Annotated in this window: 19 protein-coding genes and 1 pseudogene; 11 read left to right on the forward strand and 9 right to left on the reverse strand. The window is 64.6% G+C overall.

All coding sequences use genetic code 11. From position 1 onward, the window contains the following. The first annotated feature begins 5 nt into the window (after positions 1 to 5). Together CH286_RS02810 and CH286_RS02815 are read left to right on the forward strand one after the other, a co-directional pair. Positions 6 to 758, forward strand: a complete 753-nt coding sequence (locus CH286_RS02810; RefSeq protein WP_094608278.1) for an ABC transporter ATP-binding protein — start codon at positions 6 to 8, stop codon at positions 756 to 758. Beyond that, positions 755 to 2,140, forward strand: coding sequence for an ABC transporter permease (locus tag CH286_RS02815; protein WP_094608279.1), 1,386 nt, complete (start codon positions 755 to 757; stop codon positions 2,138 to 2,140). Before CH286_RS02810 ends, CH286_RS02815 begins: the two co-directional genes overlap by 4 nt. Here CH286_RS02815 and CH286_RS02820 read toward each other — a convergent pair. Then, positions 2,104 to 3,115: pseudogene (locus tag CH286_RS02820) on the reverse strand (helix-turn-helix transcriptional regulator). The gene CH286_RS02815 and the pseudogene CH286_RS02820 overlap by 37 nt on opposite strands. 96 nt (positions 3,116 to 3,211) lie before the next feature. On the opposite strand from CH286_RS02820, the gene CH286_RS02825 reads away from it, so the two are divergent. Next, entirely contained in the window at positions 3,212 to 3,607 is a 396-nt protein-coding gene (locus tag CH286_RS02825) for a RidA family protein (RefSeq protein WP_094608280.1), read from the forward strand. A 9-nt stretch (positions 3,608 to 3,616) separates the two neighbouring features. Here CH286_RS02825 and CH286_RS02830 read toward each other — a convergent pair whose 3' ends face one another. Next, on the reverse strand, positions 3,617 to 4,612 hold the full coding sequence (locus CH286_RS02830) for an aldo/keto reductase (protein WP_094608384.1): 996 nt from the start codon (positions 4,610 to 4,612) through the stop codon (positions 3,617 to 3,619). Positions 4,613 to 4,713: 101 nt separating this feature from the next. Here CH286_RS02830 and CH286_RS02835 point away from each other — a divergent pair, with 101 nt between their 5' ends. Further along, positions 4,714 to 5,565, forward strand: a complete 852-nt coding sequence (locus CH286_RS02835) for a helix-turn-helix transcriptional regulator (RefSeq protein ID WP_094608385.1) — start codon at positions 4,714 to 4,716, stop codon at positions 5,563 to 5,565. Positions 5,566 to 5,569: 4 nt separating this feature from the next. On the opposite strand, the gene egtD is transcribed toward CH286_RS02835, so the two are convergent. The 4 genes from egtD to egtA are packed head-to-tail and all read right to left on the reverse strand — an operon-like array spanning position 5,570 to position 9,842. Further along, complete coding sequence (egtD, locus tag CH286_RS02840; protein ID WP_037155214.1) at positions 5,570 to 6,538, reverse strand: L-histidine N(alpha)-methyltransferase; 969 nt, start codon at positions 6,536 to 6,538, stop codon at positions 5,570 to 5,572. After that, positions 6,535 to 7,284: an ergothioneine biosynthesis protein EgtC gene (egtC, locus tag CH286_RS02845; protein ID WP_037155211.1), complete on the reverse strand. Its 750-nt coding sequence runs from the start codon at positions 7,282 to 7,284 to the stop codon at positions 6,535 to 6,537. The genes egtD and egtC overlap by 4 nt, the downstream gene beginning before the upstream one ends. Beyond that, the gene (gene egtB, locus CH286_RS02850; protein WP_176458113.1) at positions 7,285 to 8,589 is read right to left on the reverse strand and encodes an ergothioneine biosynthesis protein EgtB; all 1,305 of its coding nucleotides are present in this window, start codon (positions 8,587 to 8,589) and stop codon (positions 7,285 to 7,287) included. After that, positions 8,586 to 9,842 (reverse strand): ergothioneine biosynthesis glutamate--cysteine ligase EgtA, encoded by a 1,257-nt coding sequence (gene egtA, locus CH286_RS02855; RefSeq protein ID WP_094608282.1) that lies wholly within the window; start codon positions 9,840 to 9,842, stop codon positions 8,586 to 8,588. Before egtA ends, egtB begins: the two co-directional genes overlap by 4 nt. Positions 9,843 to 9,987: 145 nt before the next feature. Between egtA and CH286_RS02860 the strand changes: the two genes are divergently transcribed. After that, positions 9,988 to 11,157, forward strand: coding sequence for an aminotransferase class V-fold PLP-dependent enzyme (locus CH286_RS02860; RefSeq protein WP_094608283.1), 1,170 nt, complete (start codon positions 9,988 to 9,990; stop codon positions 11,155 to 11,157). On the opposite strand, the gene CH286_RS27575 is transcribed toward CH286_RS02860, so the two are convergent. Next, positions 11,100 to 12,101 (reverse strand): DMT family transporter, encoded by a 1,002-nt coding sequence (locus CH286_RS27575; protein ID WP_176458114.1) that lies wholly within the window; start codon positions 12,099 to 12,101, stop codon positions 11,100 to 11,102. The two genes, CH286_RS02860 and CH286_RS27575, sit on opposite strands and share 58 nt — an antisense overlap. A gap of 73 nt (positions 12,102 to 12,174) precedes the next feature. Between CH286_RS27575 and CH286_RS02875 the strand changes: the two genes are divergently transcribed. The 3 genes from CH286_RS02875 to pth all read left to right on the forward strand — a co-directional run bounded on the left by CH286_RS02875 (position 12,175) and on the right by pth (position 14,300). Further along, the gene (locus tag CH286_RS02875; RefSeq protein ID WP_094608284.1) at positions 12,175 to 12,783 is read left to right on the forward strand and encodes a TetR/AcrR family transcriptional regulator; all 609 of its coding nucleotides are present in this window, start codon (positions 12,175 to 12,177) and stop codon (positions 12,781 to 12,783) included. A 178-nt stretch (positions 12,784 to 12,961) separates the two neighbouring features. Next, positions 12,962 to 13,624 (forward strand): 50S ribosomal protein L25/general stress protein Ctc, encoded by a 663-nt coding sequence (locus CH286_RS02880; RefSeq protein ID WP_032404287.1) that lies wholly within the window; start codon positions 12,962 to 12,964, stop codon positions 13,622 to 13,624. Positions 13,625 to 13,712: 88 nt separating this feature from the next. Beyond that, positions 13,713 to 14,300, forward strand: a complete 588-nt coding sequence (pth, locus tag CH286_RS02885; protein ID WP_230594531.1) for an aminoacyl-tRNA hydrolase — start codon at positions 13,713 to 13,715, stop codon at positions 14,298 to 14,300. Positions 14,301 to 14,391: 91 nt separating this feature from the next. On the opposite strand, the gene CH286_RS02890 is transcribed toward pth, so the two are convergent. Continuing rightward, entirely contained in the window at positions 14,392 to 16,026 is a 1,635-nt protein-coding gene (locus CH286_RS02890; RefSeq protein ID WP_032404289.1) for a fatty acyl-AMP ligase, read from the reverse strand. A gap of 217 nt (positions 16,027 to 16,243) precedes the next feature. Here CH286_RS02890 and CH286_RS02895 point away from each other — a divergent pair, with 217 nt between their 5' ends. Next, entirely contained in the window at positions 16,244 to 17,878 is a 1,635-nt protein-coding gene (locus CH286_RS02895; RefSeq protein ID WP_052077867.1) for a peptide chain release factor 3, read from the forward strand. A 6-nt stretch (positions 17,879 to 17,884) separates the two neighbouring features. Continuing rightward, positions 17,885 to 18,538 carry a nicotinamide riboside transporter PnuC gene (gene pnuC / locus CH286_RS02900; RefSeq protein ID WP_094608285.1) on the forward strand — a complete coding sequence of 218 codons (654 nt, stop codon included), beginning with the start codon at positions 17,885 to 17,887 and terminating at the stop codon, positions 18,536 to 18,538. A gap of 166 nt (positions 18,539 to 18,704) precedes the next feature. On the opposite strand, the gene CH286_RS28095 is transcribed toward pnuC, so the two are convergent. Beyond that, positions 18,705 to 18,929: a hypothetical protein gene (locus CH286_RS28095; RefSeq protein ID WP_230592570.1), complete on the reverse strand. Its 225-nt coding sequence runs from the start codon at positions 18,927 to 18,929 to the stop codon at positions 18,705 to 18,707. 70 nt (positions 18,930 to 18,999) lie between these two features. Here CH286_RS28095 and CH286_RS28100 point away from each other — a divergent pair, with 70 nt between their 5' ends. Next, positions 19,000 to 19,350: a hypothetical protein gene (locus tag CH286_RS28100; RefSeq protein WP_230592571.1), complete on the forward strand. Its 351-nt coding sequence runs from the start codon at positions 19,000 to 19,002 to the stop codon at positions 19,348 to 19,350. Positions 19,351 to 19,353 lie beyond the last annotated feature (3 nt).

A 19,353-nucleotide genomic window follows, 5' to 3' on the forward strand; every position in this document is an offset into this window, starting at 1 on the left:
TGGGCATGACGATCACAGCAAGCCCTGTTGCACGGGCATTTCAGGTCAGTAAGCACTTCGGCGACTCGTCCAATCCGGTGAGCGCCCTCGACAACGTCTCTCTCGACATTCACGCCGGCCAGTTCACCGCCATCATGGGACCGTCCGGTTCCGGCAAATCGACGCTCATGCACGTCATGGCCGGACTGGACAACGCCAGCTCGGGTCACTTGATGCTGGCCGGTGCAGACATCACCTCGGCCAACGACGACGCTCTGACGACGTTGCGACGCAAGCAAGTCGGGTTCATCTTCCAGTCCTTCAATCTTGTTCCCACTCTGGATGTTCGGGGCAACATCCTGCTGCCGTTCGAGCTCGACGGCCGCGCACCCAGTGCACAGGAGTCGGCCTGGATCGAGCAACTCATCGATACCTTGGGACTACAAGGTCGGGTGAACCACCGTCCACATCAGCTCTCCGGCGGACAGCAGCAGCGCGTCGCGATCGCCCGTGCGCTGGGGACTCGACCGCATCTCATCTTCGCCGACGAGCCCACCGGCAACCTCGATTCCCGCACCGGCCGCGAGGTTCTCGGCCTCCTGGCCGCGGCGGTGCGCGAGTACGGCCAGTCGATCGTCATGGTCACCCACGATCCGATCGCAGCCAGCTACGCCGATCGCATCGTCTTCCTCGCCGATGGGCGAATCGTCAACGAGCTCGGGCGTTCGAGCGCAGAACAGATTTCGAGCTACATGCTGGGAATGGAGAGCGTCCGATGAGTGCGTTGACTTCTGCTCAGGCGTCGAAAGAGCACGGTGCCAGCATTCTGGTGACATCGCTGGCGTCGTTCTTCGGAGTTGTGTTGATTCAGGCAACCGCGTTTCTGGTCGACATCTTCGGGGATTCAGACCTCGACGGTGCTGCCGTCAACGCGCTGTACAGCGTGGCGCTGGTGTTCATCGGCCTCGCGTTGTACGTCGCGGCGGTGGTCACCTCGAACACGTTCGCGACGATCGTCGCGGGGCGCACCCGCACCATCGCACTCCTTCGACTGTTGGGAGCCCGCTCTCGTGACCTGCGCCGATCGGTAGCCCGCGAGGGCCTCGTCGTCGGATTGTTCGGTGGCGCAGTCGGTATGGTCCTCGGCGTCGGCGCGAGTCACCTGGCCCGGGCCGTTGCGGTCTCGGCCGGTCAGCTGCCGGATGTCCAGTACACGACCGTTCAGCCCGTGGTGCTTCTGCCCGTCGTGATCGTGGTGCTGACGACCACCGTCGCGTCGTATGTGGGGTCACGAAAGGTCCTGGACGTCACACCTGTCCAGGCAACCGGAGGTGCCGTCGACACGGGCGTGGAGGCTCCGCGGTCGCGTCGGATCAGGACCGCGCTCTCTATCGTGCTCATCGCCGGCGGCGTGGCTCTGCTGGGGCTCGGTGTCCTGATCGGGATGGTCAACCCGGGCGGTGTTCTGGTCGCGTTCCTCGGTGGTGTCGCATCGTTCACCGGAATCATGGTCGGGGCGTACCGCATTCTGCCCGCCACACTGAAACTGGTCGGGAGACTGTCCGGCCGTGGACCCGCTGCCCGATTGGCATCCGCCAACGCGATTCGCTATCCGGATCGCAGTACCCGTACCGCGGTGGGACTGTTGATCGGGGTGACGTTGGTGACGACGTTCGCGGTCGCGATGTACAGCTACCGGTCGATGCTCGTCAACGAATACGACGAGGCCACGGTCGGCCAAGTGCTCACCGTGACAGTAGGAATCATGACCGGACTCATCGGCTTCTCGGCCGTCATCGCGGCCGTCGGAATGGTGAACAACCTGCTGCTGAGCATTCTGCAGCGCACCCGTGAGATCGGTCTGCTGCGTGCACTCGGATTCACCCGCAAGCAGATTCGAGCGATGATCGTCTCGGAAAGTACTCAGATGGTGGTCTCGTCCATGGGCTTCGGTCTGATCCTCGGCATCGTGTACGGCTGGGCCGCAGCACAATCGCTGCTGGGCTCACTCGATTCCCGCGGACTCACCGCGCCCACCCTCCCGTGGGCAGTCATCGCCGGAACCGTGTTGTGCGGTGGACTCCTCGCACTCGGGGCCTCACTGACCCCGGCGCGACGTGCCAATCAGATCTCGCCGGTACTCGCGTTGGCGGACGCCTGATCGCGTGGTCTGTAGCGCTCGGCGATTGCAAGGGCCCGGCCGTACAGACCATCCCGCAACGACTGCGGCACCAGGACTTCCGCGTCGGTACCGAGTTGCCACAGAGCCCACTCAGCGTGCCGCGCATCCTGGAAAGTCATGTCCATTCGCAACCGACCGTCACCGCCGAGATCCTCGTCGGTGACGGTCAATGCGGTGTCTGCCAGTTCTTCCCGGCGCCTCGGGTCGATGAGCGCCGACACCGTCACAGGGGTGCCGCCGTTCCTGAATCGGGTGCTGCGCTCGTGCCACATCCGGTCGAGATGCACGCTGTCCGGCCGTTCGGCCGGCTCGAGAAGCACCTCGGCGTCCTGCACCCGCGAAAGTCGGTAGGTGCGGTCTTCGCCGTCTCGGGTCGCCAGCAGGTAGCTCCGGCTTCGCACTGCGACCAAGCCGACAGGATCCACCGTGCGCCACTGCGCATCTCGGTCGTTCGGCGCGTAGAGAATCCGGAGCTTTCTGCCGTCGAACACGGCCCTGCGAACCGAGTCCATGATGGGAGCGGGTATCTGCTCGGTGACAACCCGTCGAGACAGAAGGTCTGTCTCCGGCTCGATGAGTAGCCGGCGGGCAGCAGTACGCGCGGTGTCGTGATGGCCGTCGGGCAACGCGTCCATCACCCTTTCGGAGCGCTGACACCACTCCGGATCCGAGGCCGAGCGCGTGCTCTCCGCCGTTCGATCCCACTGCAGCCAGTAGCGACAGGGCCTCATCGTGGTTGAGGCCCGGAAATTCGGTCCTGAAGCCAGGCAGTAGCGCGAACCCTCCCAGCCTGCCGCGCTCCGCGTAGACAGGGACGCCCGCAGTCGACAGGGCATCGATGTCGCGGAGCACGGTACGAGTCGACACTTCCAGTTCGACGGCGAGAGAGTCGGCCGTCATTCGGCCGCGCTGGCGCAACAGAAGCACCAGCGAGACCAACCTGTCCGCACGCATGCGCGAACGGTACCGAAATACACGACAGAGGGTGTCGTGTATCGCTGTCAATCTTGCTTCGTATCGATCGGAAACGAACGAGACGGAGACGAAGATATGGAAAGAACTGCAATCGACCCGGTGAACTGGTCAGTCGCTCTGGGCTTTCACCAGGGCGAGCTGGTCACCGGACACACCAGGACCCTCTACTGCTCCGGGCAGACCTCGACGAACAGCGACGCCGCGCCCGTGCACGAGGGAGACATGAAAGCGCAGCTGACGCTGAGTCTCGACAATCTGGACGCAGTGTTGGCGGGGGCCGAGATGTCGATCTCGAACGTGGTGAGGCTGGGCGTGTACACCACCGACGTCGACCTCCTGTTCCAGCACTACGGCGTACTCATGGCGAGACTGGGAGCAGCAGGAGTTGCACCGACCACCACGATGCTGGGGGTGGCCAGGTTGGCAATCCCGGGTCAGATGATCGAAATCGACGCCATCGCCGTGGGCTGACGCCTCTGCTCAGGCCTCGCTGTCGAGTTGCGCCATCTGAGACTCGGCATAGCGGGTGCCGGCGACCGCATCCGTCGGCACGGCCGACTCGATTCGGGCCACCTCATCGGGGCTCAACGAGATATCCTCAGCAGCAATGGTTTCCATCAACCGCTCGACCGAGCGGGCACCGATCACCGGGACGATATCGTCACCACGAGACATGACCCAAGCGATGGCGAGCTGCGCGACGGTGATGCTGCGGTCGTCGGCGATTTCGGCGAGTAGTTCCACCAACTCGACGTTCCGGGTGAGGTTCTCCCCCTGAAATCGCGGGCTGTGTGCCCGGAAATCGTCGGCGGACAGTGGCTTGTGAGCTCGAAACGTGTTGCTGAGCAACCCACGTGAGAGCACGCCGTATGCCGTGATTCCGACGCCGAGTTCACGCGCGGTATCGAGGATGTCTGACTCGATACCGCGCGAGACGATGGAGTATTCGATCTGGAGATCGCTGATCGGGTGCACCGCCGCCGCTCGCCGCAGTGTCTCGCTACCGATCTCGGACAGACCGATGTGGCGGACGTAGCCCGCCTCGATCATCTCGGCAATGGCACCGACAGTATCCTCGATCGGCACCCGTGGATCGAGTCGAGCCGGCCGGTAGACGTCGACGTGATCCACACCCAGCCGCTGCAACGTGTAGCCGAGCGAACTCTTGACGCTCTCCGGTCGGCCGTCGAAGCCGAGCCATCCACCGTCAGGCCCGCGCAGGGCTCCGAATTTCACCGACAGCACGACGTCGTCCCGGTTGCGCTCTTTCAGTGCCCTTCCTATCAGCATCTCGTTGTGGCCGGCACCGTAGAAGTCACCGGTGTCGACAAGATCGACGCCTGCGTCGACAGCAGCATGGATGGTGCGGATCGATTCCCGGTCGTTCGATTCGCCGTATGCACCGGACATCCCCATCGCGCCGAGGCCGATACGCGAAACGGTGGGTCCGGACTTTCCCAGTTGTGTTCTGTTCATGTCGTCCACTGTGCGTTCCCGACGAGAATTGCGGCAGAGAGCAGTTGTCGGAGGACTGCCGATCCCTGGCTCGAACCGGCGACGAGGCGCACACTCGATACGTGGAACTTGACGAACTGGCCGATTTTCTCCGACGACGTCGGGAACTTCTGACTCCCGGCGACGTAGGTGTCGCACCGGGACCGCGACGCCGCACGCCCGGGCTGCGGCGCGACGAGGTGGCACTGCTGGCCGGCATGTCCACCGACTATTACACCCGCCTCGAACAACGCCGCGGGCCGCACCCGTCGACTCAGATATTGAGTGCGCTGGCCCGCGCCCTGAGGTTGGACGACGACGAGCGAGACCATCTCTACATCCTCGCCGGCCAATCACCACCGACGCGGATGGGTGCGGACAAACACGTCGGCCCCGGCCTCATGCACCTGTTGACCAAGCTCGACGACACACCCGCCTGCGTCGTGACCGACCTCGGTGAGATCGTGGCGCACAATGCGATGTACCTCGCGCTGGCCGAGGACCCGCGCAGGTACACCGGGCTCGGCAAGTACGTGGTGTGGCGTTGGTTCACCGATCCCGGCACGCGCCGCAACTTCGTACGCGAGGACTGGGATCGGATGGGCCACAAGCACGTCGCCGATCTTCGAGCAGTGTCGGCCAGGCGAGCAGGCGATCCTGAGGTCGCTGTACTGGTCGAGCGTCTACGCGCCGCCAGTTCCGAGTTCGAGACGATTTGGAGCGAACACCGAGTCGCATACAAGACGTCGGCGTCCAAACGCTTCGTGCATCCCGAACTCGGCGTAATCGCGGTCCACTGCGAGACACTCGTGACTCAGAAAGAGGGCCAACACCTCCTGGTCTATTCGCCGCAACCGGGAACCGATGCCCGAGAGAAACTGGATCTACTCGGCGTCATCGGCACTCAGCAACTGGATGTGACTCTCGCCGAATAGGTCGCTACCCACCCTTGCGCGCGAGGATGAGCGCGAAGCGAGATTCTGCATCGGACCACAGATGGTCGACGTCGAATCCCGCGGCGGCGAGTTCTTCGGTGATGCCTTCCGGTCGAAACTTCGCCGAGATTTCGGTGCGCAGATCCTCGCCGGCGTCGAAGTGCACGGGCAGATCGAGATCGGCGAGATACACCTCCTGCGGCGACGAGGCCCGTAGCCGCATCTCGATCCACTCCTGCTCGGCATTCCAGAGCGCAACATGCTCGAACGCGTCGGCATCGAAGTTTCCGCCCAGGCGAGAATTGATCACCGACAGCACGTTTCGATTGAACTCCGCCGTCACCCCGGCCGCGTCGTCGTACGCCGGAACGAGAACCTTCGGGTCGATGACCAGCCCGACACCGAGCAGCAGGTGCTCTCCTGGATCGAGCGCGTCGGCGATGGCCTTCAGAAATTCCTCGCGCTCCTCGGGGATGAGGTTGCCCAAGGTGCCGCCGAGAAACGCAATGGTGCGTGAGTTACCCGCCGGCAGATTGTGCAGTGTGTCGGTGAAATCACTGACGATGCCGTGCACCTCGAGAGCGGGGAACTCCTGGGCGATCTGCTCGATGGCTCCCTCGAGCGCCGTAACGGATACATCCTGCGGCACATACGTTTTCAGTGATCCGTGCTTGACCCCTGCAGCGAGCAGAATCTTCGTCTTCTCCGACGAGCCCGAGCCCAACTCGATCAACATCGTCGATTCGGTTGCCTCGGCGATGTCGAGGGCATGTTCTTCGAGGAGTGCCCGCTCGGTGCGGGTCGGGTAGTACTCCGGCAGCACGGTGATCTGCTCGAACAACTCGCTGCCCAGTGCGTCGTAGAAGTACTTGGGCGAGAGCCACTTCGGTGAAGACGTCAACCCGTCTCGCACATCCTTGCGTAATTCGTCCACCAGTGCTGTGTCTGCGAGGTGTACCTCGACAGTGCTCATGTGTGCTCCTCTTCGTCGAGACGGGAAACGGTGAACTCCGACGCCGTGGCAACGACAAGACTGCGGTCGTCGATGTGCGTCCAGTCGGTACTGTCGTCGGTCGGTTCGGATGCGATGGTGACGGCGTCATCGGAACGACGGACCGACAATGCGTGATGCACTGCGGTGGCGTACATGTTCTCCCCATCGCCGAGGAGGAAGTTGAGCCTGGACCCCGGCGCACGCGCTTCGATGCGCCGAACCAACGTGGCGAGGGCTGCCGGCGGGTCGAGAGTGTCGAGTAACTGCCGCAACACGATCCAGACTGCGGCTGCGTCGGTCGGAGCAGGCAACGTGAGTGCATCGACCGGTGGCACCTCGGACCACAGGTCGGTCAGCGAGTGGGGCCAGCCGCGAACCACACCGTTGTGACTGAACGCCCAACGGCCGTCGGTGAACGGCGCGCAGGCCGATCGTTCCACCGGCATTCCCACCGTGGCCGATCGCACCGCGGCGATCACCGACGTCGAATGGAGCTGCGGCAGAACATCATCGACCGCCGGATCGGTCCAGATGGGCATCGGATTGCGGTAGCTGCGCACCGAACCGTCCTGCCACCACGCGACGCCGAACCCGTCGGCGTTGATGGTGCCCCCGCCGCGCATGTCGTTCGGGGCGTACGACTGCACACGTAAACTGTGTTCACCGTCGGTGAGCACTCCCCCGACGGACGTGCGGGGGCCGAGATACCCCAGGTGACGGCACATTCAGCTGGGCTCGACGTCGCGGGCCAACCGGAAGCCGCTGAAGATCTGCCGGCGAATCGGGTGGTCCCAGTTACGGAACGTGCCTCGACACGCCACTTCGTCGGTGCCGAAGGAGCCGCCGCGTAACACCTTGTAATCGCCTCGCAGAAACACCTCGGAGTATTCGGCGTAGGGGAACGCCTCGAATCCGGGGTACGGCTCGAAGTCCGACGACGTCCATTCCCAGACGTCACCGATGAGTTGGTGCACGCCGTCCGCGGACGCACCGTCCGGATACGCGCCCACGTCCGCCGGTTCGAGGTGCCGCTGATTCAGATTGGCATGCGCCGCAGTGGGTTCGTCGTCGCCCCACGGGTAGGCACGGCTGGTACCGGTCTCGGCATCGAAGCGCGCGGCCTTCTCCCACTCCGCCTCCGTCGGTAGGCGCTTGCCCGCCCACCGGGCGTACGCGTCGGCCTCGAACCAGCACACGTGAACGACGGGTTGGTGCGGACGCACCGGACGGCGCACCCCGAAGCTTCGACGCCACCACGTGCCGTCGGAATCGCGCTCCCAGAACTGCGGAGCGCTGAGATCGGCCTCGACGCGGTGCTGCCAACCCTTCTCGGTCCACAGATCGCGGCGTCGGTATCCGCCGTCCTCGATGAACTCGACGAACTGTGCATTGGTGATCGGGGCGCGGTCCATCGCGAACGTGGGCACGTGCACCGGGTGGGCCGGACGTTCGTTGTCCAGCGCCCACGGGTCGAGTGAGGTGCCCATCGAGAACGACCCACCGGAGATGATCGCCTCACCCGAGACCTGAACCGCAGACGACGGCGGCGCAGGGGCGGCGAGAACAGCGGGCCCCGAGCGCAATTGATGCGTCGCCAGCATGGTCTCGTCGTGTTGCTGCTCGTGCTGCGCGATCATGCCGAACGCGAATCCGTGCTTCTCGACCGGCCTGCCCGCAAATGTGCTGCGGTCGAGCACGTCCCAGGCCTTGTCTCGAACGGTTTGCACGTAGACGCGCGCCTCGTCGGGAGTGAGCAGCGGAAGCGACGTTCGTGAAGAACGCGAGTGCTTGAACGCGTCGTACAGCTCGTCGATATCGGGACGCACTGGGTCACGGCCACCGACGTCGCGAACCAGCCAGAGTTCTTCCTGACTTCCGATGTGCGCGAGATCCCAGACCAGCGGGCTCATCAACGGCGAATGCTGCGCCATCAGTTCGGTTTCGTCCACGCAATCGGTGAGTGCTGCGCTGCGGGCGCGGCTGCGTGTGAGGACCGTTTCGATCCTGTTCCTGAGTTGTTCGGCGCTCACACCGATTCCTTTCGAGTGTGGAATTCCCGCGTCGCAGAGTCGAATTCGCTCGGGGGCTCGCCCGAGTGACATCGGCGAGCGGCCGCCGACAGGTAGTCGGCGTGCTCGCCGCCGAACTCCGCCGCGAGTTTCAGCAATTCGGTTGCGGCCGATCGGAGATCGCGGTCGCCCAGCCCGACGCGCGCCGCGTCGATCCAACGTCCGGCGGTCCCTGCTCCGATCTCGGTGGCGCGAGCCACCAGCTCGGGTGTCGACAACAGCGCCTCGAACGCCGCCGCAGGAACCACCCACTGCCCGTCCGGCTGGGCATCGAGGTAACGGATCTCGAGGTGACCGCACGCTCGAACCTGAGGAAAGAGGGTGGTCAGGTGGTAGTCGAGATCCCCGTATGTTGGTGCGCGCCCGACGACACCTGGATCGGCCAACCATTGTGCGAACGTCGTACCCGCGGGCGCTTCCCAGTTCTGGTCGACGCCCTGTATGCAGAGCAGCGGCACGTCGAGAGCCCACCGTGCGTAGTCGGAAATCGGGTCGCCGGTAGTGGGAACCGCGGTTCTGCTGGAATCCGTTCTACTGGAATCGAGTTCGAGCCACGTCCGCATGCGCTGGGACGCCCATACTCCTTCCGGGGCTCCCTCGAGTTCCGGGGATCGCGCGAATGCCGCCACGAAGGCCGGGCCGATGACGTGGAGCATTCGCCAACGCGCGGCAACCTCGGCTCGATCACGACCGGCGTCGACACTCACCTGCGCGGCAGCCGTGTTGCACATCATCAATTTGCCATAGGGGCCGATGGTGGTGAATCGGTTCTCCATCGCGCAGTATCTCGGCAGGACGAGGAGCCGTTCCGGAGCACGCGCGGTATCGGCCGGAACCGCCAGGATGTTGATGCCGGAGTCCTCGAGCATGTCTCGCAACAACCGGGCATCGGCGTCGAGCATCGGTGCGAGATCGGAAACGGATGTATAAGGCGAACTGGACAATTCGACTTGGCCGCCGGGTTCGACGGTGACCATACTTCCGCCCGGCAACGTCAGGGCGGGTGACTCGGGGGCGATACTGCGCGGGGAGTGATCACCGAGTGCAGTTGCAAGCGAAGAGAGGCTGGGACGCGTTCCGTCGTCGAGGGCAGTGAGCCACTCGAGTTCGGCACCGATCAGGGCCGGTGGACCCAGCTTGAAACACACTTTCGACACGTACGCCTCGGCTGCTGGGCGTGTGCTCAGCTCGAGGGATTTCTCGTTCGACGACACTTTTTCCTTCTTTCCGCACTCACCACGTTCTTCGCTACCGAACGTACCCAGCTGCGGGGATCGAAAACGCCGTGATCCCGCGTCGTATCGAGGCTACCGATTGTGCAACCCTGATGCCGAGAGTTCCTGACAGGAAGGACGCCCGATGCTCGATCACGACCGCATTCGCCGCGACACCCCCGGTGCGTCGGGTCGGGTCTTCCTCGACAGCGCCGGGTCCTCGTTGCCGCCGACCGTCGTCGTCGATACCGCCGTCGCGCACCTGCGCCGGGAAGCGGAAATCGGTGGCTACCGGGCCGCAACCGAACGAGCGAACGACCTCGCCGCGGTGAAGACATCGATCGGAACGTTGATCGGGGCTTCGGCGTCGAGCATCGCACTGAGTGACTCCGCGACGCGCGCGTGGAACGACTTCTTCTACTCGGTGCCGCTCTCCCCCGGTGATCGAATTCTGCTGTGCGAGGCCGAATACGCCAGCAACGCGATCTCCGCCCTCCACCGCGCCGAGGTCACCGGAGCGATCGTCGAGGTGATTCCGAGCGACGAATCGGGACTAATCGACATCGACGCGCTGGCAACCATGCTCGACGATCGCGTCAAGCTGGTCTCGGTGGTGCACGCACCCACCAACGGCGGTCTGATCAATCCCGCTCGCGCTGTCGCAGATCTCGCCCACCGACACGGTGCCCTGGTACTGCTCGACGCCTGCCAGTCCATGGGGCAGATGCGTGTCGACGTCGCCGAGCTCGATGTCGACGCTCTGTCCGCCACCGGACGCAAATGGCTTCGTGGCCCGCGCGGAACCGGATTTCTCTACCTGCGTCCAGGATTGGCGTCGACGCTGCATCCACCGGCCCTCGATTTGCACAGCGCTCAGTGGGAAGACACCTCCACCTACCGAATGGCCGACGACGCCACACGATTCGAGTTCTGGGAATGCGACGTCGCGGCCAGGCTCGCACTCGGCGCTGCCGTCGACTATCTACTCGAGCTCGGCATCGACCACGTCGAAGAAGCCGTCGCCGAACGTGCCGAGTACCTTCGCGCCGGACTCCGAAAAATCCCCGGGGTGACGGTGCAGGATCTGGGCGATCGCAAGAGTGGCATCGTCTCCTTCACCGTCGACGGTGAAGATCCCGTCACTGTTCGCGACCGACTCGCCGCCGAGGAAGTGACGGTGACCGTCAGCCACCGCAGCTCGACGCGACTGGACATGACAGGCCGGGGACTCGACGCCGTGGTGCGCGCATCTCCCCACTATTTCGTCACGTTCGCCGAACTGGACACGATGCTCGCTGCGCTCGCAGGTGAGTGACCGGCTCTCCGGTCGTTCCGCAGGCTCCACTCCGGGCTCGTAGCAGGGGTCGGCAGGAGTGGACCCCGCGAAACGACCCGTTCCACACTTCCGCTCACATAGGTAGCCACTCCGATTGCCGAGACCACGAGGCCACCCACTCCAACCCAGGTGATCGCATCGCCGAACATGAGCCAGGCCCACACCATGGTCGTCGGCGGAGTCAGGTAAAGCAGCACACTGGCGCGGGTGGGCCCGCTGCGACGCACCACGAACAGATACGCGCCGTATGCTCCGAAGGTCGACAGCACCACGGTCCAGGCGACGGCCAATCCGAAACCCACCGTCATCGGCGGTGCGGCATCTCCGGCCAGCATGCTCCATGTCATGAAACCGGCTGCGCTGATCGAACATTGGATGGCCATCGACAGCGCGATCGGCTCCTTCGGTGCCAGGATTCGCTGACCGATCGTCCCTATCGACAGAGCCAGCATCCCGGCGGCCGGTAGCAAGTAGACGGGCCAGGCGAGATCCGCACCGGACATGTCCCCCACCACGACCAGCGTTACCCCGACGATCCCGACGACGAGCCCCAGACTCTGCCTCGCCCCGACGCGTTCGCCGAAGATCCTGCTCGACGCCAACGCGACCAGCAGAGGCTGCAGGGCGGCGATCAGCGCGGCGACACCTGGCGGCACGCCCATCCCGATGCCGGTGATGGTGGCCCCGAGGTAGAGGAACTGGCAGAACAGGCCGAGGACGGCGTGAATTCGGATGGCGTGCCAGGTCGGTGTCAGCCGTCGATATCGGCACCAGGCGATCAGTAGCACCACGGCCGCGACATAGCGCCAGGCCAGCAGCGTGTGCGCGGGGGCTTGCGCTGTACCGAGCTCGGCTCCGATGAACCCCGAACTCCACAGCACCACCAGGGCAGTACCTGCGACGGCGTCGACATTTGCTTTCATGCAGCGATGTAAACATACAGGTCTGTATACTCGCAGTGCACCTGCTTCCCACCAGCGCTTTCGGAAGGCAACCATGCTCGACAAGCCACTCACCCCCGCCGGAGAACGCATTCTCACCGTCGCCAGCGAGCTGTTCTACGCCCGCGGAATTCGCGCCGTCGGCGTCGACCTCATCGCCGAGGAAGCCGGCACCACCAAGAAGACCCTGTACGACCGCTTCGGCTCAAAGGACGGCCTGGTGCAGCGGTACCTCACCCGCCGCTACGGCCTGTGGTGCGAGCACGTGAGCCGGTACGTCGAATCCCTCGCCCCGGGAGACGCGCGCATCCTGGGGGTGTACGACGCCCTCGATCTGTGGATGCGCGACAACCATCGCGGCTGCGGATTCGTCAACGCGTTCGCCGAGTTCGGCGGCACCGACAGCCCGGTACTCGAGATCATCAAGTCCGAGAAGGAATGGACCAGATCGCTGTTCGCGCGATTGGCCGACGACGCCGGGTATGCCAACGCCGAACAGCTGGGATCGCGACTGTCGGTACTGCACGAGGGCGCGGTGGTGATGGGAACCGCGGGCGGCCGTGACGATGCGATATCCGTGGCGCGTGATGTTGCCGCCGAGTTGCTCGCTGCGCTCGCAGGTGCGCGAAAGTTCGTAGCAGGGGTCGAAATTCCGCGCACATGACGTGGTCGTGTATTGTCTTCCAGGTTGTCTCGGCGAGGGTAGATCCACGATTTCAGGATCCACCGTTATCGACGCGGCTCGGCCCCGTTGGCCGCGCTCGTTCGTGTCCGCCCCGACGAGCTTGACCGCCCGACGAAGTACGCCGCACGAACCACAGTTATCAGGAGCATGTAGCACCATGGCATCGAAGGTAAACAATCTCACCGCGCAGGTCCGCACCGAATTCGGCAAGGGCGCAGCTCGCCGCGCACGTCGCGACGGCCTCGTTCCCGCCGTTCTGTACGGACACGCCACCGACCCCCAGCACCTCGCGCTGGACGCTCGCGCGTTCGCGGCTGTGCTGCGTAACGACGGCACCAACGCTGTGCTCACCCTCGACATCGCCGGCAAGTCGCAACTGGCGCTCACCAAGTCGATCGTCGTGCACCCGATCCGTCGCAGCATCGAGCACGCCGACCTCCTCGTCCTGAAGAAGGGCGAGCGCGTCACCGTCGAGGTCAACATCATCGTCGAGGGCGACGCCGCACCGGGCACCCTCGTCACCACCGACTCGACCGCGGTCGAGATCGAGGCCGACGCACTGGAGATCCCCGAGAACTTCGTCGTCTCCGTCGAAGAGGCTCAGATCGGTACCCAGATCACCGCAGCCGACCTGGACCTTCCGTCCGGCGTCACCCTGGTGTCCGACGGCGAGACGCTCCTCGTCAACGTCGTCGAGGCTCCGTCCGAGGAAGACCTCGAGGCCGACGGCGAAGGCACCGAGCCCATCTCCGAAGAGGGCGAAGCCGAGACTCAGGAAGAAGCAGAGTCCACGGACGAGGAAAGCTCCGACGAGAGCTGATTCTCACCCACCACGTCGAACGGCGCGTCGATCCCCCACGGGACCGGCGCGCCGTTCGTTTCGAATCACCGATGAGAGAATGACGACCGTGAGTGTTGACCCCGAAGCGCCGGCCCTGATCGTCGGGCTCGGCAATCCTGGCCCGCAGTACGAAAAGACCCGCCACAACGTCGGTTTCATGGTCGCCGACGCCTTGGCCGGACGCATCGGCGGGGCGTTCTCCTCGCACAAGAAGTCCAATTCCGACATCGTGCAGGCACGTCTGGGGCGTCGCTCGGTGGTCGTCGCCAAGCCGCGGACGTTCATGAATCTCTCGGGCCAGCCGGTGGCCGCGTTGGCACGGTTCTTCTCCATCGACGCGGCGAACATCGTGGTGGTGCACGACGAGTTGGACATCGACTTCGGTGCTCTACGACTCAAACTCGGCGGCGGCGAAGGCGGACACAACGGGCTGCGCTCGATCTCCCAGCATCTGAGCACCAAGGACTACCTGCGGGTTCGCGTCGGCGTCGGACGCCCACCCGGACGAATGGATCCGGCGTCGTTCGTCCTCAAGCCGTTCTCGGCGGCCGAACGCAAGGATCTCGGCGTCGTCGTCGAAGAAGCCGCGGACGCCGCCGAACTTCTACTCTCGGCCGGGCTCGAAGCAGCCCAGAACAGGGTGCACCCGCGCTGAACCCCACACCCCTGTTGTGAGGTGCGCGCCTGTTCTCGCTTCCGAACGCACGCGCGCACCCCGCAAAATAGATGTGAGGTCTCCTGCCGTTTCAGGCGATCAGTGACGCCGAATTGGCCCGTCGCAGTTTGCCGCTCGACGTCTTGGGAATGCTGCCCGGTCCGAGTACGGCAACGGTGCGGGGTCGCACTCCGACCTCCGAGTGCACGGCGTGGACCACCTCACGTTCGATGCGCTTGACCTCGTCCGCATTGCCGATGTCGTTGGTTTCCACGGCTACAGCGAAACTTTCACGCTTGTCGCCTGCATCGAGCCGGATGGCAACGGCATTGCCGGGCCGCACACCTGCGACGGTTTGTGCTGCCCGTTCGATGTCGGTGGGATAGATGTTGCGACCGCCCATGATGATGACGTCCTTGATGCGTCCGCAGACGACCACCAGTTCTTCCTCGGTGATGTAGCCGACATCGCCCGTGTCGAGCCAGCCGTCGGCGTCTTGCGTCGAGACCGGCCCCTCGACGGTGATGTACCCGGGGGTGACGGCCTTGCCCCGCACTTCGATGATGCCGACACCTCTAGCGGTCAGCACCTGCCCCTCCTTGTCGACGACGCGGCCCTCGAGGCCCGGCACGAATTTGCCGAGGGTGGCGAGAGATCTTGTGTTGCCACGCGTGGACGGAACGGCTCGCCCGAGAGTCTCGAGCAGGTCCGCGTCGACCACGTCGATCACCTGACCGCGAGCGGGGTCCGGAATCGACACCGCCAGAGTGGTTTCCGCCATTCCGTACACCGGCGCGAGAGCCAACGGGTTCAGCTTGTACCGGGCGCCGGCCTCTGCCAACGCGATCATCGTGTCCGGATCGACAGGCTCCGCCCCGTTCCAGGCGTAACGCAGAGTGGACAGGTCGAGGTCCAGATCGTCCTCGGCCTGGCGCAACCGACGCGCAAGCAGTGAGTACGCGAAATTCGGTGCCGCCGTGACGGTTCCGCGGTACTTGTGGATGAGCTTGGCCCACAGCAGCGGCGAACGCAGAAAGTCCAGCGGAGTGATGCTGACGACCTCGGCACCGACTTGCATCGGCACCGAGAGAAAGCCCACCATCCCCATGTCGTGGAACAGCGGCAGCCAACTGACCATCACGTCGGACTCGACGTCGAACTCGATGCGGTCGATCATCGCGTACGCATTGACGTAGAAGTTCTCGTGCGTGATCCGAACGGCTTTCGGTGAGCCGGTCGAACCGGACGTGAGCTGCTGCAACGCGATATCGGATTCCGCCGTCGGCACCGGGTCGATATCGCGACCGGTCTTCATGTCCTCGATCTTCAGCACGGTGATGCCGCGCTCCTCGAGCACCGGGGCGGCGATGTCGAACGGGGCCCCGAGAACGACGGCCTTCGCCTCGATCATCCGCACGACGGTCTCGGTGTCCTCGCCCCACACTGCGAGGTCGGTCCGCGGAGTCGGCTGATGAAGCATCGTCACCGATGCCCCGCGCATCCACGTCGCCTGACACGCGGGTGCGATGTCCACCGGCTGACCGGCCAGGATGCCGATCGCGTCACCGTGCACGACGCCCGCGTCGGCCAGCGCGCCTGCCATACGACGCGCCTGCTCGTGGATTTCGCCCCAGGACTGTCGCAGCGCCTCATCGGGCTCGCCGGTCACCAGACCTCGCTTGCTGGTGCTCGCGGTCTCGAACATTTCCTCGGTGAACTTGCTCAACGCGCGTCTCCTCGTGAGGTGTATCCCGCCCCACCGAACACAGTAGGCAGTCCCGCCCCGCCCGCGAGGCACAACAGGCCGCGTATCCTGAGAATTCGAACGCAGGATTTTGCCCGGTCACCGTGTCGGTGCCGCCTTCAACGAGAATGAGGTTTTCGTGAGTACCCCGTCCAGTACCCCCGACGTCGACGCAGCGCTCGAAGGGTCCGGACCGGCAGTGCGCGGCGATTCCGGGCCCTCTCGAAACCCTTCGAAAGAGCTCGAGACCGAGGTCGCCCGACGTCGGACCTTCGCGGTGATCTCTCACCCCGACGCGGGTAAATCGACGCTCACCGAGGCACTCGCACTGCATGCACGCGTCATCTCCGAGGCCGGAGCCATCCACGGTAAAGCCGGCCGTCGCTCCACCGTCTCGGACTGGATGGAGATGGAGAAGGCCCGCGGAATCTCGGTGAGTTCGACTGCGCTGCAGTTCAATTACCACACTTCACCCGATGCCGAGATCACCAACGTCATCAACCTCGTCGACACTCCCGGCCACGCCGACTTCTCCGAGGACACCTACCGCGTGCTGACCGCCGTCGACGCGGCCGTGATGCTCATCGACGCCGCCAAGGGCCTGGAACCGCAGACTCTCAAGCTGTTCCAGGTGTGCCGTCAGTTCGGCATCCCGGTGATCACCGTGATCAACAAGTGGGATCGCCCGGGCCAGTCGCCGCTGGAGCTGCTCGACGAGATCGAGTCGCGGATCGGCCTTACTCCGACGCCGCTGTACTGGCCCGTCGGCATCGCGGGCGATTTCCGCGGGCTGCTCGACGTGCAGGACGGCAGCTACATCCGCTTCACCCGCACCGCGGGCGGTGCGACCATTGCGCCGGAGGAATTCATGTCGGCCGAGGCAGCCGCCGAACGCGAGGGCGTCGACTGGGAGACCGCGGTCGAGGAAAGCGATCTACTGATCTCGAGCGGTCAACGGCACGATCAGGAGATGTTCCTGGCCGGCCAGACGTCGCCGGTGATCTTCGGCTCGGCGATGCTCAACTTCGGTGTTCGGCAGATTCTCGACACCCTGGTGGCCTTGGCCCCCGCGCCGGGATCTCGCGAGGATGCCTCCGGCGGCGTGCGCGAGGTCACCGACCCGTTCAGCGCTGTGGTGTTCAAGGTGCAGGCGGGTATGGACACCGCCCATCGGGACCGACTCGCCTTCATGCGTGTGGTGTCCGGCGTCTTCGAACGCGGAATGGTCGTCACGCACGCCCAGACCAAGAAGCCGTTCACCACCAAATACGCCTTGACGGTGTTCGGCCGCGATCGCACGACGGTCGAGAACGCCTACCCGGGCGACATCGTCGGCCTCGTCAATGCGACCGCACTGGCCCCTGGCCACACCCTGTACTCGGACAAGAAGGTCGAGTTCCCGCCGATCCCGTCGTTCGCGCCCGAGCACTTCTCGGCACTGCGCGTCGACAGTGCGGACAAGTACAAGAAGTTCCGCCGCGCCGTGGAACAGCTCGACTCCGAGGGCGTGGTTCAGGTGCTGCGCAACGACATTCGCGGCGACGCCTCCCCGGTGCTCGCCGCCGTCGGTCCGATGCAGTTCGAGGTGGTCACCGCACGAATGAAGACCGAATTCGGCGTCGATGCTCGGATGGAACCCCTCGGGTACTCCCTTGCCCGGCGGACCGACGCGGCATCGGCCGTCGAACTGGGTCGTCAGCGTGGGGTCGAAATCTTCACCCGGACGGACGGAGCACTGCTGGCGCTGGTGAGCGACAAGTGGCGCTTGCAGTACATCCAGAAGGAAATGCCGGAGTTGACCCTCGAACCGCTCGTCGCCGCGGGCGATCAGTAGCACCTTGTGCTGATCGATCTGCTCGATGCCGAATTCAGCGTGTTCGGCCACCCCGTGCTGTGGCGTGAGGTGGTCGGCAACGGCTTCGGGCTGCTCTCGGCCATCGGTGGGATGCGACGCGTCGTGTGGGCGTGGCCGGTGGGCATCATCGGAAACGCGTTGCTGTTCACCGTGTTTCTGGGCGGCGTGTTCCATACACCGCAGGCACTCGATCTCTACGGCCAAGCCGGACGCCAGCTGATGTTCATCGCCGTGAGTGTCTACGGGCTGGTGCGCTGGATGCGAGATTCCAAGCGATCGGGGGCCGCTGTGCTCCCGCGGTGGGGTACTGCGCGAGAACGGACCGCCATGCTCGTGGTCGCGGTCGTCGGCACGGTGGTGTTCGCGCAGCTCTTCGGCTATCTCGGCTCGTTCGGCAAATGGGCCGACGCGTGGATCTTCACCGGATCGATGCTGGCCACCTTCGGAATGGCGCGCGGACTCACAGAGTTCTGGCTGATCTGGATCGCGGTGGACGTAGTGGGGGTACCGCTGCTCGTCGTCGCCGGTTTCTACCCGTCCGCGGCTCTCTACGTGGTGTACGCCGCGTTTGTCGCCTGGGGTTTTGCCGTGTGGTTCAGGATCCAGAACAAATACATCGGTCGAAAAATAGCGTCTTAAACAATCGTGATGCTACTCTCAGTGTGTCCGAACAAACTTAGAGTACGTTTTGGCGTGCTCGACGCCGAGTGAGTCGTCCTGATCGATATCCGATCGTGACATCTCGGCACCGAGTCACCTGGGAACACGATGAAGTGGAAGACGACATGACGACACAGGGATCGAACTACCCATTGGCCGGGATCAAGGTCGGTGGCGCTCCTGCGCATCGTTTGGCGACGCCGCCGAAGTCCGGCTCCACTTCGCCCACCAGTGCCCGCACCGATTCTTCGGCGGCAGCGCCCGCCGAGAAGGCGGTCGAGGCCGCAACCACCGAGAAATCGGCCGAAGCGGCCACGCCCACCGAGAAGGCGTCCGCAACAACGCCTGCACCAGCAACGTCGTCCGTCACGGATTCAGCGACCCCCCGCGCGGATCGACGTCGTCCAGAGAAGCCCGCCACGGAATCGAACGAGGTTGAAGTGACTACAAGCGATCAGATCTCAGAACACGGCCTGCCCACCAACGGCCGCTCCACGTCTCACGGATCGACCGGCTCCACGCCGACGCTCGGGCGTGGCCAGGCTCCCGACCGTCGTACCGCCATGGGCGTCGCCTCGGTACGCATCGCAGGCCGGCTGACCCAGAACGAGCTCGGCAGCCGCACCGGTGACATCCGCACCCCCGATACCTCCGTCGGCCCCGACGAGCTGCTGCAGCTTCTCGGCGAATACCTCGTCTCGGGTGGCCTGCAGAACCCCGAGATCCACGTGCGTTCCAACGGCCAGACCATCGTGCTGGACCTGCAGAACCCGGCCAAGGGTTACCGCTGACCC

Source organism: Rhodococcus sp. WWJCD1 (assembly GCF_002258735.1).
GTDB lineage: Bacteria > Actinomycetota > Actinomycetes > Mycobacteriales > Mycobacteriaceae > Rhodococcoides.